General features: G+C 61.1%; 12 protein-coding genes. 8 read left to right on the top strand and 4 right to left on the bottom strand.

What is annotated here, in order from left to right; translation table 11 throughout:
* Positions 1-76: 76 nt before the first annotated feature.
* Positions 77-1,390, bottom strand: coding sequence for an ATP-binding protein (locus CKW21_RS02185; RefSeq protein WP_095192379.1), 1,314 nt, complete (start codon positions 1,388-1,390; stop codon positions 77-79).
* Positions 1,391-1,503: 113 nt separating this feature from the next.
* On the bottom strand, positions 1,504-2,244 hold the full coding sequence (gene ompR, locus CKW21_RS02190; protein ID WP_020795794.1) for a two-component system response regulator OmpR: 741 nt from the start codon (positions 2,242-2,244) through the stop codon (positions 1,504-1,506).
* Between the two features lie 362 nt (positions 2,245-2,606).
* Between ompR and CKW21_RS02195 the strand changes: the two genes are divergently transcribed.
* The 7 genes from CKW21_RS02195 to tauD all read left to right on the top strand — a co-directional run bounded on the left by CKW21_RS02195 (position 2,607) and on the right by tauD (position 11,067).
* Positions 2,607-4,931 carry a Tex family protein gene (locus tag CKW21_RS02195; protein ID WP_095192380.1) on the top strand — a complete coding sequence of 775 codons (2,325 nt, stop codon included), beginning with the start codon at positions 2,607-2,609 and terminating at the stop codon, positions 4,929-4,931.
* Positions 4,931-5,314 (top strand): PaaI family thioesterase, encoded by a 384-nt coding sequence (locus CKW21_RS02200; RefSeq protein WP_095192381.1) that lies wholly within the window; start codon positions 4,931-4,933, stop codon positions 5,312-5,314. The genes CKW21_RS02195 and CKW21_RS02200 overlap by 1 nt, the downstream gene beginning before the upstream one ends.
* A gap of 262 nt (positions 5,315-5,576) precedes the next feature.
* Positions 5,577-7,160: a glutamate--cysteine ligase gene (gshA, locus tag CKW21_RS02205; protein WP_095192382.1), complete on the top strand. Its 1,584-nt coding sequence runs from the start codon at positions 5,577-5,579 to the stop codon at positions 7,158-7,160.
* A gap of 298 nt (positions 7,161-7,458) precedes the next feature.
* Positions 7,459-8,436, top strand: coding sequence for a taurine ABC transporter substrate-binding protein (tauA, locus tag CKW21_RS02210; RefSeq protein ID WP_095192383.1), 978 nt, complete (start codon positions 7,459-7,461; stop codon positions 8,434-8,436).
* A gap of 16 nt (positions 8,437-8,452) precedes the next feature.
* Positions 8,453-9,247, top strand: a complete 795-nt coding sequence (gene tauB / locus CKW21_RS02215; RefSeq protein WP_095192384.1) for a taurine ABC transporter ATP-binding subunit — start codon at positions 8,453-8,455, stop codon at positions 9,245-9,247.
* Positions 9,244-10,077: a taurine ABC transporter permease TauC gene (gene tauC, locus CKW21_RS02220; protein ID WP_095192385.1), complete on the top strand. Its 834-nt coding sequence runs from the start codon at positions 9,244-9,246 to the stop codon at positions 10,075-10,077. Before tauB ends, tauC begins: the two co-directional genes overlap by 4 nt.
* A gap of 147 nt (positions 10,078-10,224) precedes the next feature.
* The gene (tauD, locus tag CKW21_RS02225) at positions 10,225-11,067 is read left to right on the top strand and encodes a taurine dioxygenase (protein ID WP_095192386.1); all 843 of its coding nucleotides are present in this window, start codon (positions 10,225-10,227) and stop codon (positions 11,065-11,067) included.
* A gap of 142 nt (positions 11,068-11,209) precedes the next feature.
* Here the strand turns inward: tauD and mgrA are convergent, their stop codons facing one another.
* Both mgrA and CKW21_RS02235 read right to left on the bottom strand, forming a co-directional pair.
* Entirely contained in the window at positions 11,210-12,247 is a 1,038-nt protein-coding gene (gene mgrA, locus CKW21_RS02230) for an L-glyceraldehyde 3-phosphate reductase (protein WP_095192387.1), read from the bottom strand.
* Positions 12,248-12,401: 154 nt separating this feature from the next.
* Positions 12,402-13,292, bottom strand: coding sequence for a LysR family transcriptional regulator (locus CKW21_RS02235; RefSeq protein ID WP_095192388.1), 891 nt, complete (start codon positions 13,290-13,292; stop codon positions 12,402-12,404).
* Positions 13,293-13,406: 114 nt separating this feature from the next.
* On the opposite strand from CKW21_RS02235, the gene CKW21_RS02240 reads away from it, so the two are divergent.
* A complete protein-coding gene (locus CKW21_RS02240) occupies positions 13,407-14,147 on the top strand; it encodes an SDR family oxidoreductase (RefSeq protein ID WP_095192389.1) in 741 nt (246 codons plus the stop codon).
* Positions 14,148-14,240: the final 93 nt, after the last annotated feature.

Here is a 14,240-nt window from a genome sequence, read left to right on the forward strand (position 1 = left end):
CACAATGGATACATTTCAACTGTGGGAGCGAGCCTGCTCGCGAAGAGGCCACTAGACTCCCTGAAGATTTCCGCCTTTAGACCGCATCCCGCGGCAACAACAACCCCAACGGCAAGCGCACCCGCGCTTCCAGCCCACCGCCGGTACGGTTGCGCAGTTCAACATTGCCGCCATGCATCGAAGCAATCCGTTTCACGATCGCCAACCCCAACCCGGTGCCCTTCCCGCCCCTGGCACGATCGCCACGGGTGAACGGGTTGAAGATCGCTTCCAGCTCCGATGGATCAATCCCGGCACCACGGTCCATGACGCTCAGCACCACGTACGGCGCACTGGTGTCCCCCGACACATAAGCCGCCACTTCGACCCCGCTGCCCGCGTGATGCAAGGCGTTGCCGATCAGGTTGTTCAATAGACGTTTCATTGACACCCGACGCAAAGGAAACGGCTGGATCGGTTCCAGTCGCAAGCGCACTTTCTCTTCGTTCTGGTTGTACGGCGCAGCAACTTCGCGGACCAGATCGCTCAGGTCCACCTCCTCCACCGACTCGTCGCGACCGTCGCGGATGAATGCCAGGAACTGGTCGAGAATCGCGTCCATGTCTTCGATGTCGCGGACCATGTCATCCGTGAGGTCGCTTCGGTCGCCCATCAGCTCCAGGGACAACCGCAAGCGGGTCAGCGGCGTACGCAAGTCATGGGACACCCCGGCCAGCATCAGCTCGCGTTCGCGACCGGCCTGCTCGACGTCTTCGGCCATCTGGTTGAAGGCGCGATAAACCTCGGTCATTTCACTCGGCGTATCGCTGATTGGAAGACGTACGCTGCGGCCCTGGCCGAGTTGCCGCGCGGCGTAGACCAGACGTTTCAGGGGTTGGTTGAGCTGACTGACGAAAATCCACGCCGACGCCGTGGACAGCAAGCCAATGGCCAGGAACCATCCCAGCACATTCCAGATTTTCTGACCGCGCAACGGATGCGGATACAGCGGCACTTTCAGCCAGCCGTCGCCCAGGCTTGGCGCTCGAACCCATAATGCCGGTGGCGAGTGCATGCGCAATCGCACCTCGGTATCGGCACCCAGTTCAGCCTGCATCTGCCGCTGATAGATTTCGCTGTAAGGCCAGTGTTGCTCGCCTTCCGGCACGCCGGCACCCACCACCCGGATCAGGGTCGCGGCTTCGGCGATTTTGTCGCGGTTGTTTTCATCGGCCGCCCAATAGGCACGCAGCGTCAGGGCGACACCGTGGCTGTATTGGCGATCCACCAGCACGTCTTCGTTCATCAACAGATAAACCAGGGTCAGTGCCTTGGAAAACAGAACGACGATCAGCACCAGCCAAAGGGTGCGGGAGAAGAAACTCTGGGGGAACCAAACCGGGGTTTTCATGGTAAGCGCTACACACTTGCAGGAACGAGCGATGCTCGCATATTGCGGGTCGCAAGTCTGCGGGCAAGGTCGGCTGACCGTCGCCCGCACGACCCGCTCCTACAAATCGCCGATCACTTGGTGGCGGCGCCATCCGGAACGAACACGTAGCCCACGCCCCAGACAGTCTGGATGTAACGCGGCTTGGACGGATCAGGCTCGATCATCCGGCGCAGGCGGGAAATCTGAACGTCAATGGAACGCTCCAGCGCATCCCATTCGCGGCCACGGGCCAGGTTCATCAGCTTGTCGCGGGTCAGAGGCTGACGAGCGTTCATCACCAGCGCCTTGAGTACAGCGAACTCACCGGTGGTGAGCATGTGCACTTCTTCACCGCGCTTGAGCTCGCGGGTGGCCAGGGACAATTCGTAGTCACCGAAGGTCACGCTTTCGTCTTCGCTGCCCGGCGCGCCCGGCACCGGTGCAGACTGACGACGCAGGACGGCCTTGACGCGCGCCATCAGTTCGTCCGGGTTGAACGGCTTGGCCAGGTAATCGTCGGCGCCCAGTTCAAGGCCCTTGATACGGCTCAGCTCGTCGCCCTTGGCGGTCAGCATGATGATTGGAATCTGATTGTTCGCGCCGCGCAGGCGGCGGCAGGCGGTCAGGCCGTCTTCGCCGGGCAGCATCAGGTCGAGAACGACCAGGTTGAACACTTCGCGTGCCAGCAGGCGGTCCATTTGCTCGGTGTTCGGTACGGCGCGGGCGCGATAGCCCTTGCTGACGAAAAAACGCTCCAGCAGGCTGCTGAGCCCCGGATCGTCGTCAACAATAAGAATTTTTTCGCCTTCAGCAATGTTTGCAGTGCTGCTCATTGGATGCTCCTTTGATCTCGGCGCGCATTATGGCGTAGCTGCCGTTATACGCACCGTGTGCATTGTTAGCAGATTTTTCCTTCACCGCCAGGAATCCAGGCATTTTGCCTACAGCCTGCGATACCCCCCGAAGGACAGAACGCTGGTTATAATGCGCGGCCTTTTGTGTCAGGCAACGTCTGATCGTTACGCCGGGTGGCCGCTTTTTATTTTCATGGCGCCGGCAGTAATTGTTCGATTTCACGGGTCAACGGGATACCTTTTGATCCAGGTAGCGGCGCAGGCCAGGCCGCTCAACCAGACTCGCCGGGCCGTTATCCCTGCGCCCGCGAGCCTGCTTTCACAATTTGTCAGGTGGTTTTATGGACAGCATCAACAGCCGCATCGCCGAGGAACTCGGCGTACGCCCACAACAGGTCGAAGCGGCCGTCGCGCTACTCGATGAAGGCTCTACCGTTCCCTTCATCGCCCGCTACCGGAAAGAAGTGACCGGCAGCCTCGATGACACCCAGCTGCGTCATCTGGAAGAACGTCTGCGCTACCTGCGAGAACTCGACGAACGGCGCATCAGCATCCTGGCCAGCATCCAGGAGCAAGGCAAGCTGACCCCGCAACTCGAACGCGACATCAAGCTCGCTGACACCAAGACCCGCCTCGAGGACTTGTACCTGCCGTACAAGCAGAAGCGCCGCACCAAGGGCCAGATCGCCCTGGAAGCCGGCCTCAGCGACTTGGCCGACGGTCTGTTCAACGACCCGAGCCTGACGCCGGAGGTCGAAGCCGCACGCTTCGTCGACACCGAAAAAGGCGTGGCCGATGTGAAGGCCGCCCTCGAAGGGGCCAAGTACATCCTGATGGAGCGCTTCGCCGAAGACGCGGGCCTGCTGGACAAGTTGCGCAACTATCTCAAGCAGGAAGCCACTCTCAGTGCCCGCGTGATCGCCGGCAAGGAAGAGGAAGGCGCCAAGTTCCGCGATTACTTCGAACACGACGAGCCGATCAAAAGCATGCCATCGCACCGCGCCCTGGCGATTTTCCGTGGCCGCAACGAAGGCATTCTCAGTTCCGCGCTGAAAGTCGGTGATGAACTTCCAGGCACCATGCACCCGTGCGAAGGCATGATCGGCCAGCAATTCGGCATCCAGAACCAGAACCGTCCGGCCGACAAATGGCTGGGCGAAGTGGTGCGCTGGACCTGGAAGGTCAAGCTCTACACCCACCTGGAAACCGACCTGCTGGGTGAGCTTCGCGATGGCGCGGAGACCGAAGCGATCAACGTTTTTGCCCACAACCTGCACGACTTGCTGCTATCGGCCCCGGCCGGCCCGCGCGCCACCCTGGGCCTCGACCCGGGCCTGCGCACCGGCTGCAAGGTGGCCGTGGTCGATTCCACCGGCAAACTGCTGGATCACGCCACGGTTTACCCGCACGTACCGCACAACAAGTGGGACCAGACCATCGCGATTCTCGCGGCCCTGTGCGCCAAGCACTCAGTGGACCTGATCGCCATCGGCAACGGCACCGCCAGCCGCGAAACCGACAAACTGGCTGCCGAACTGATCAAAAAATACCCAGCCATGAAGATGACCAAAGTCATGGTTTCCGAAGCCGGTGCATCGGTTTATTCGGCGTCGGAACTGGCCTCGAAGGAATTCCCGGACCTCGACGTGTCGATCCGCGGCGCCGTGTCCATTGCCCGTCGCCTGCAGGATCCACTGGCCGAGCTGGTGAAAATCGATCCGAAATCCATCGGTGTCGGCCAGTACCAGCACGACGTGTCGCAGCTGAAACTGGCGCGCGGCCTGGATGCTGTAGTCGAAGACTGTGTGAACGCCGTCGGCGTGGACGTGAACACCGCGTCCGTGGCGCTGTTGGCTCGAATTTCCGGCCTCAACGCGACCCTTGCGCAGAACATCGTCAGCCACCGCGACGAGCATGGCGCGTTCAAGACCCGCGCAGCGTTGAAGAAAGTGGCGCGCCTGGGCGAAAAAACCTTCGAACAGGCGGCTGGCTTCCTGCGCGTCATGAACGGGGAAAATCCGCTGGATTCGTCCGCCGTGCACCCGGAAGCCTACCCGCTGGTGCAGCGCATCGCCGCTGAAACCGACCGCGACATCCGCTCGCTGATCGGCGATGCCGCGTTCCTCAAGCGCCTGGACCCGAAAAAATACACCGACGAGACCTTCGGCCTGCCCACCGTCACCGACATCCTGCAAGAACTGGAAAAACCAGGTCGCGATCCGCGTCCGGAGTTCAAGACCGCCGAGTTCCAGGAAGGCGTCGAAGATCTCAAGGACCTGGAACTGGGCATGATCCTCGAAGGTGTGGTGACCAACGTGACCAACTTCGGCGCGTTTGTCGACATCGGCGTGCATCAGGACGGTTTGGTGCACATCTCTGCACTTTCGGAGAAGTTCATCAAGGATCCGCGTGAAGCGGTCAAGGCCGGCGACGTGGTGAAAGTGAAGGTCATGGAAGTCGACATCCCGCGTAAGCGCGTGGGCCTGTCGATGCGCATGAGCGATACCCCGGGCGAGAAAATCGACGGGGCCCGTGGCGCACGTCCTGGCTCGGCGCCACGCCAATCCCAGAACAGCGCACCACGCAAGGAAACCCCGGCGGCAGCCCCGGCCAACAACGCCATGGCTTCGCTGTTCGCCAACGCCAAGCAGTTGAAGAAACGCTGATGGACATCCCGGCCGGGCTGACCGAAAGCGCATTTTTCAGGCTCCTGGGCTGTCGTCTGCACAGTCTGGAAACCGGGGTGGCGCAAGTCGCCCTGGGGCTTGAACCGCAGTTGCGCAATCGTGGCGGCAAGCTGCACGGTGGAGCCCTGTTCAGTCTGGTGGACATTGCCATGGGGCTGGCCTGTTCCAGCACCCACGGCTTTGACCAGCAGAGCGCGACCATCGAGTGCAAGATCAACTACATCCGCGCCGTCGCCGACGGCGAGGTGATGTGCACGGCGCGGGTGATCCACCCGGGCCGCCGCACGCTGGTGGTCGAAGCCGACGTGATGCAAGGCGACAAACTGGTCGCAAAAGCACAAGGCACGTTCGCTGTCCTGTAGCTAGCCGTCATCGATTTGAGGTAATTTCGGCGCTGTGACCGCAGCGCTGAAGTTTTCTGTGGGAGCGAGCCTGCTCGCCAAGGCGGTGTGTCAGGTGGCTTCACTGCTGACTTACACGCCCTCTTCGCGAGCAGGCTCGCTCCCACAGGGAATTGCGGCGATCGGTACAAAAACCAGGCGAAAACGCCAGTTTCAACTTCACCCTTGTAGACCGTCTTGCCCACCCCCATATTGGGGCGACTGACGCGTGAAGGAATCCAACTTGAGCGAACTTCTCAACCGCCGCCTGGCCCTGCTCGGCGAGCGCGCTAACCTCTCTCTGCTCGAACAGTGCCTTCACGGCATCGAACGTGAATGCCTGCGCGTGACCGGCGAAGGTCGCCTGGCGCAAACGCCGCACCCGGAAGCCTTGGGTTCCGCGCTGACCAATGAACAGATCACCACCGACTATTCCGAGTCGCTGCTGGAGTTCATCACCCCGGCCCTGCCCGATCCTGCCGATACGCTGGCGAGCCTGGACAGCATTCACCGTTTTGCCTACAGCAAGCTCGGCAACGAGTACCTGTGGAGTCCATCGATGCCGTGCCCGTTGCCGGCCGAGGAAGATATCCCGATCGCCTATTACGGCACGTCCAACATCGGTCAGCTCAAGTACGTGTACCGCAAGGGCCTGGCCCTGCGCTATGGCAAGACCATGCAGTGCATCGCCGGGATCCATTACAACTTTTCCCTGCCGGAAAAACTCTGGCCGCTGCTCAAGGCGGCTGAGGGTGTTGTCGGCACCGACCGGGACTTCCAGTCGTCGTCCTACATCGCCCTGATCCGCAACTTCCGCCGCTACAGCTGGCTGCTGATGTACCTGTTCGGTGCATCGCCGGCCCTGGACGCCGGTTTCCTGCGTGGTCGTTCGCACCAGTTGGAACAGCTGGATCCACACACCCTGTATCTGCCGTACGCCACCAGCCTGCGCATGAGCGACCTGGGTTACCAGAGCAACGCCCAGGCCGGCCTGACCCCGTGCTACAACGACCTGGTCAGCTACACCGACAGCCTGCGCAAAGCGGTGGCCACGCCGTATGCGCCGTATGTCGAGGTCGGCACGCACAAGGACGGTGAGTGGGTTCAGCTCAACACCAACATCCTGCAGATCGAAAACGAGTACTACTCCAACATCCGCCCGAAACGCGTGACCTATTCCGGTGAGCGGCCGATCCAGGCGCTGATGGCCCGCGGCATCCAGTACGTCGAAGTACGTTGCCTGGACATCAACCCGTTCCTGCCGATGGGCATCGACATCACCGAATCACGTTTCCTCGACGCCTTCCTGTTGTACTGTGCCCTGAACGATAGCCCGCTGCTGACCAGCACCAGCTGTGGCAACGCGACGTCGAACTTCCTCAGCGTGGTCAAGGAAGGCCGGCGTCCGGGCCTGCAATTGCAACGCGACGGCCACCCGGTGGATTTGAAAGAGTGGGCTGGCGAACTGCTGGAAAACATCGCTCCGCTGGCCGCGCTGCTCGATCAGAGCCATGGCGGCGATGCCCACAGCAAGGCGCTGGATGCCCAATTGGCCAAGGTCCAGGACCCGTCCCTGACGCCATCGGCCCAAGTGCTGGCGGCGATGGCCGAGCACAAGGAAAGCTTTGCCCAGTTCTCGTTGCGCCAAAGCCAGGCCCATGCGGAGTTTTTCCGTAGCGAACCACTGTCCAGCGAAGACCAGGCGAAGTTTGAAGAGCGCGCACGTTCATCGCTGGCTGAGCAGGTTGAACTGGAGCAGAACGAGGTGGGCGATTTCGATGTATTTGTCGGATCGTATCAGGCGAGCATTCTGGCGATCAGCAACTGACCGAAAACCCTGTGATGACAGGGTTCTCTTGTGGCGAGGGGATTTATCCCCGTTCGGCGGCGCAGCCGCCGTAAAACCATTGTCCCGGTTACATCTGATGCATCCCGTTTGACGCTTTGGGGATAGCTTCGCTATCCAACGGGGATAAATCCCCTCGCCACAAAAGCGATCCCCGACTAATCTCCCTTAGAATTTTCCGCTCATAAGCTCATTCGAAAAAGTTATTTATTTTCGAATTCTTATATCATTTAGTCTCCTTTTCACACCGACTCTCGGTCGCCTGACAAGGAGCTTTCCCATGAAACTGACTTTCCCTCTTCGCTTGCTGGCGGCCGCATCTTTGGCTGCGGCGAGTTTGTTTGCCCAGGCGGCTGACGTCACCGTCGCCTACCAAACTACCGTTGACCCGGCGAAAGTCGCCCAGGCCGACGGCGCCTACGAAAAAGCCACCAAGGCCGACATCAGCTGGCGCAAATTCGATAACGGCGCCGACATCATCGCCGCCATCGCCTCCGGCGACGTGCAGATCGGCTACCTCGGTTCCAGTCCGCTGACCGCAGCCATCACCCGCAAAGTCCCGGTGGAAACCTTCCTCATCGCCACCCAGATCGGCGCCGCCGAAGCCCTGGTGGCCCGCGACGGTTCCGGGATCAAGACTCCACAAGACCTGATCGGCAAGAAAATCGCCGTACCATTCGTTTCCACCGGCCACTACAGCCTGCTGGCCGCGTTGAAGCACTGGAACATCGACCCGTCGAAAGTCACCGTTCTCAACCTTGCCCCGCCGGCGATCATCGCGGCATGGAAACGCGGTGACATCGACGCCACCTACGTGTGGGACCCGGCGCTCGGTGTAGCAAAAGAAAACGGCAAAGTGCTGATCACTTCCGGTGAACTGGCCAAGTTCGGCGCCCCCACCTTCGATGCCTGGATCGTGCGCAAGGACTTCGCCGAGAAGCACCCGGAAATCGTCACTGCCTTCGCCAAAGTGACCCTGGATGCCTACGCCGATTACCGCAAGGACCCGCAAGCCTGGCTCGCCAACCAAAGCAACGTCGACAAGCTGGTGAAACTCTCCGGCGCCAAGGCCAGCGACATCCCCCTGCTGCTGCAAGGTAACGTCTACCCCCTGGCGGCTGATCAGGTGACCAGCCTCGGCGCACCGACCACCAAGGCCATTACCGACACCGCCGTGTTCCTCAAAGAGCAAGGCAAGGTCGAGGCCGTGCTGCCGGATTACGCGCCATACGTCAGCGCCAAGTTCATCACCAACTGATCGGGAGTTAACCGCGATGGCCTTGCTACAGCTGGAGCGCATCAGCGCACAGTACCCAGGCAGCCCTACACCTGTGCTGGCGGATATTTCCCTGACCCTGGGGCCCCAGCAGCTGCTGGTCGCCCTCGGCCCGTCCGGCAGTGGCAAGACATCGCTGTTGAACCTGATTGCCGGTTTCGTCGAACCCAGCGCCGGGCGTATCACCCTCGATGGCGTGCCGGTCAAAGGCCCGAGCGCTGAACGCGGCGTGGTGTTTCAGGATGATGCCCTGCTGCCCTGGCAGGACGTGCTGGCCAACGTGGGTTTCGGCTTGGAACTGGCTGGCATTGCTCGGGACAAACGCGAAATCCGGGCCAGGGAAATGCTCGCGTTGGTGGACCTTTCCGGTTTTGAAAACCGCCGCATATGGCAGCTTTCAGGCGGCCAGAAACAGCGCGTCGGCCTGGCCCGCGCGCTCGCCGCCGACCCGCGCGTGCTGCTGATGGACGAGCCCTTCGGCGCCCTCGACGCCTTTACCCGCGAGCAGATGCAGGAACTGCTGTTGCAAGTCTGGCGCCGCACTGCAAAACCGGTCTTCCTGATTACCCACGACATTGAAGAAGCAGTGTTCCTCGCCACCGACCTGATTTTGCTGGCACCCAATCCCGGGCAAATCGTCGAGCGCCTGAGCCTGGATTTCGGTCAGCGTTACGCCGCCGGTGAATCGGCCCGCTCGATCAAATCCGATCCGCGCTTTATCGAAACCCGCGAACACGTACTCGCCAAAGTGTTCTCCCAACGCAGTGCCACCCAGCGTCAGGAGCACGCATGAGCAGCTACGAAATTCCCGCCGCCGCGGTAAAAACCGGGGCCACCGTGATTGCGCTCCGTCGCAGTTTGAGCACTCGCTGGATCAGCCTGCTGACGCTGGTGGTACTCATTGTCATCTGGTGGGCCGTAACGGCGAGCGGGTTGATCGAACCGCTGTTCCTGCCGCCACCTTCCGCCGTGCTGCAAAAAGGCTGGCTGCTGGCGACCAGCGGATACATGGATTCGACCCTGTGGCAGCACTTGGGCGCGAGCCTTGGCCGCATTGGCCTGGGCCTCGGTTTTGCGGTACTGACTGCCGTGCCGGTCGGGATTGCCATCGGTGCCAACCGTATCGCCCGGGGCGTACTGGATCCGCTGATCGAGTTCTACCGCCCTATTCCGCCGTTGGCTTATCTGCCGTTGATCGTGATCTGGTGCGGCATCGGCGAACTGTCGAAAGTTCTGCTGATCTACCTGGCGATTTTCGCGCCGATCGCCATTGCGACCGCCACCGGCGTACGCACCGTCGACCCGGCCAAGTTGCGCGCCGCGCAGTCGCTGGGCGCAACACGGTCGCAGCTGATTCGCCATGTGATTCTGCCGAGTGCGCTACCGGACATTTTGACCGGGGTGCGAATCGGCCTGGGCGTGGGCTGGTCGACACTGGTCGCCGCCGAACTGATCGCTGCCACCAGCGGTTTGGGTTTCATGGTGCAGTCAGCCGCGCAGTTCCTGGTCACCGATGTGGTGGTGCTGGGGATTCTGGTGATCGCGTTGATCGCCTTCGCCATGGAAATGGGTTTGCGCGCCCTGCAACGCAAACTCGTGCCGTGGCATGGCCAGGCCCACTGATTTTTCGTCATGTGAATAACCCTGTGGGAGCGAGCCTGCTCGCGAATGCAGAGTGTCAGGCGACATTTCAGTGACTGACACACCGCTTTCGCGAGCAGGCTCGCTCCCACAGGGAAACGGATACACCCCGAATTGAAGAGAACTTTCATGAGTATCTTGACCATCGTCCCCTTAAGCTCCGCCCTCGGCGCGCAAATCAGCGGCGTCGATATCAGCCAGCCGCTGAACCTGGAACAGCGCGACGCCATCGAGCAAGCGCTGCTCAAGCATCAGGTGCTGTTCTTCCGCGACCAGCCCATCACGCCGCCGCAACAAGCACGTTTCGCCGCCAATTTCGGCGACCTGCACATTCACCCGATTTACCCGAACGTCCCGGAGCAACCGGAGGTGCTGATCCTCGACACCGCCGTGACCGACGTGCGCGACAACGCGATCTGGCACACTGACGTGACCTTCCTGCCGACCCCGGCCATGGGCGCGGTCCTCAGTGCCAAGCTGCTGCCGGAGTTTGGCGGCGATACCCTCTGGGCCAGCGGCATTGCTGCCTACGAAGCCTTGTCGGCGCCGATGAAAGCCCTGCTCGAAGGGTTGACCGCCACCCACGATTTCACCCGTTCGTTCCCGCTGGAGCGCTACGGCAACACGCCTGAGGCGCTGGCCCAATGGGAAGAAGCACGACGCAAGAATCCGCCGCTGTCGCACCCGGTGATCCGCACGCACCCGGTGAGCGGGCGCCGCTCGCTGTTCGTCAATGAAGGCTTCACCTCGAAGATCAACGAACTGTCGGAAACCGAGAGCGAAGCCATTCTGAAATTCCTGTTCGCCCACGCCACCCGACCGGAATTCACCATTCGCTGGCGCTGGCAGAAAGACGACATCGCGTTCTGGGACAACCGCGTGACCCAGCATTACGCGGTGGATGATTACCGGCCGGCGCGGCGGGTGATGCAGCGGGCGACGGTGTTGGGGGATGTGCCTTTCTTTCGCTGATCAGCCAGTTTTGTACTGACCTTGATGGCCCCTTCGCGAGCAGGCTCGCTCCCACAGGGTTTGTGCGAACACAGATCCACTGTGGGAGCGAGCCTGCTTGCGAAGAGGCCGGAACAGGCGCCGCAAGTCCGGCGCCCGACACTCACTCAGCGGTCGAAGGCTTCTCCCAAAGATTGATCCCACCCTCCTGGGCAAACCGATCAATCTCTGCCAACTCCTCTGCGCTAAAGCTCAGATTCTTCAACGCCCCGACGTTCTCGATGATCTGCTCCGGCCGGCTCGCGCCGATCAGCGCCGAGGTCACCCGCGGATCGCGCAGGGTCCAGGCCAGCGCCAGTTGCGCCAGGCTCTGACCACGAAGTTTGGCAATCTCGTTCAACGCCCGCACATGAGCGATGTTGGCCTCGGACAGGTGAGCAGCCTGCAACGAACCACCCCCCGGACGATTCACCCGCGCATCCGCCGGCACGCCGTTGAGGTACTTGTCCGTCAGCAATCCCTGCGCCAGCGGCGTGAAGGCAATCACGCCGGTGCCGAGCTCATCAGTGGTGTCCAACAGGTCTTTTTCCACCCAGCGATTGAGCAGGTTGTACGCCGGCTGATGGATCAGCAACGGCACTTTCCATTCCTTGAGCAACGCGGCCATTTCCCGGGTTTTCACCCCGGAATACGATGAGATACCGATGTACAAGGCCTTGCCCTGTTGCACCGCAGTGGCCAGGGCGCCGGCGGTTTCTTCCAGCGGAGTATCTGGATCGAAGCGGTGGGAGTAGAAGATGTCGACATAATCCAGGCCCAAGCGTTGCAGGCTCTGGTCGAGGCTGGCCAGCACGTATTTGCGCGAACCGCCGCCCTGACCGTAAGGGCCGGGCCACATGTCCCAACCGGCCTTGCTGGAGATGATCAGCTCATCGCGATACTGCTTGAAGTCTTCACGCAGCAGCCGGCCAAAGTTGATTTCGGCGCTGCCGTACGGCGGGCCGTAGTTGTTGGCCAGGTCGAAATGGTTGATGCCCAGGTCGAACGCCGTACGCAACAGCGCACGCTGGGTGTCGATCGGCGTGCTGTCACCAAAGTTGTGCCACAGGCCCAGGGACAATGCCGGCAGCACCAGCCCGCTGCGGCCCACGCGGCGGTAAGGAATGGAGTCATAACGGTTTTCGGCAGCGGTGTAAGTCATCGAATCCTCTCTTGTCGGTCTTGAATCTGGTCTCGACTGCTTCGCCAGTCGCCCAGCATACGCCCAGATAAACGCTAAAAAACCGTGGACTCGACTAATTGCTGAAACGTTTCACAGATTTCATCTTCGACGACATGACAAATGCAAAAGATCTTTATCTCGCCCCCGCAAACACCTCCCCCAACCAATCCACAAACACCCGGACCCGCGGCGACATATGTCGGTTGTGCGGATAGAGCACCGAGACCGGCATCGGTGGCGGTGGTGTGTCGATGAGGATTTCCTTGATCAGCCCCTGGGCGATTTGCGTTTCCATGCGGTAGTGCGGGCATTGGATCAGGCCGAGGCCGGCAATGGCCGAGGCGGCGTAGATTTCTGCGCCAGACACCGCCACCGCGCCCTCGATAGTCACTTCCCTGAGTTGGCCAGCGACCATGAATTCGAAGGGAAACTGCTTGGCGGTGGTGCGGGAAACGTAGTTCACGGCGCGATGCTTTTTCAGGTCGTCGAGGCTTTTCGGTTCGCCATACTTGCGCAGGTAGGCGGGACTGGCGCAGGTGATCTGGCGCAGGCTGGCGACACGTTTGCCGATCAATGCAGAGTCGCTCAGAGTACCGGCTCGCAGCACGCAGTCGACACCTTCGCCGATCAGGTCAACCAGACGGTCGGCTTCGCTGATGGACAGTTCGATGTCCGGGTAACGCGCCATGAATTGCGGCAAGGCCGGGATCACGAAGTGCCTGGCCAACGTGCCGTGCAAATCGACCCGCAGCCGCCCTTTCGGTGCCACGCTGCGAAACGCCAGCTCGGCCTCTTCCAGCTCTGCCAGCAATTGCACACAACGCCGGTAGTACGCCTCACCATCCAGCGTAGGGCGCACCTTGCGCGTGCTGCGCTCCAGTAAACGAGTGCCGAGCCAGGCTTCGAACTGGTTCAGGGTGTGGGTCAGCGTCGCGCGCGGCAGATCCAGGTCATTCGCGGCCAGGGTAAAGCTGCTCCGCTCATAGATCCGCACGAACACTTTCATCGCTTTGACCTGATCCACAGCGGGCTCCTCGATTGTTGGCGATTTTTGAACAGTAAAGGCAACTCTGGTGCATTTATCGGCCTGAGTAAACATGTGAAATTGGCTCCACACCCCATCAACAGGAACAACGCCATGACCTCTCAAACGTCGACAGTTGCCATCGTCACCGGCGCCTCCCGCGGCATCGGCGCAGTCATCGCCAGACAACTGGCCAGCGAAGGTTTTGCTGTCGCCATCAACTACGCCAACAGCGCCAGCGAAGCGTCCAGATTGGTGGTGGAATTGCGTCAGGCCGGCCATCGAGCCATAGCGATCAAGGCTGACGTAGCCAAGGCTGACGACGTGCGCCGGATGTTCGACGAGACCGAAACACAGTTGGGCAAGGTCGATGTGTTGGTGAACAACGCTGGCATTCTCAAGGTCATGCCGTTGGCGCAACACAGCGACGAGTTGTTTGAGCAGACCTTCGACATTCACGCCCGCGGTACTTTCAACACGCTGCGTGAGGCCGCTACGCGTCTGAACAGCGGTGGCCGGATCATCAACTTCTCCAGCAGCACGGTCGGTCTGAATCTGCCGGGCTATGCCGTGTACATCGCCAGCAAAGCGGCGGTGGAGTCATTGACCCAGGTGTTCGCCAAGGAAATGCGCGGGCGCAACATCACCGTCAACGCGGTAGCGCCCGGGCCAGTTGCGACCGAGTTGTTTTTGCATGGCAAGAGTGAGGAGCAGATCCAGAATTTCGCCAACATGGCACCGCTGGAGCGGTTGGGGCAGCCGGAAGATATCGCCCGCGTCGTGTCCTTTTTGGCCGGGCCGGATTCCGCGTGGGTCAACGGGCAGATTCTGCGCGTCAATGGTGGGCTGGTTTAACTATGCTCAATCTGATACCGAGGTGACCCCTTCGCGAGCAGGCTCGCTCCCACAGGAGGCGCGGTGAACCTTGTGGGAGCGAGCCTGCTCGCG

The sequence above is a fragment of the Pseudomonas sp. Irchel 3A7 genome (assembly GCF_900187565.1).
Classification (GTDB): Bacteria; Pseudomonadota; Gammaproteobacteria; order Pseudomonadales; family Pseudomonadaceae; genus Aquipseudomonas.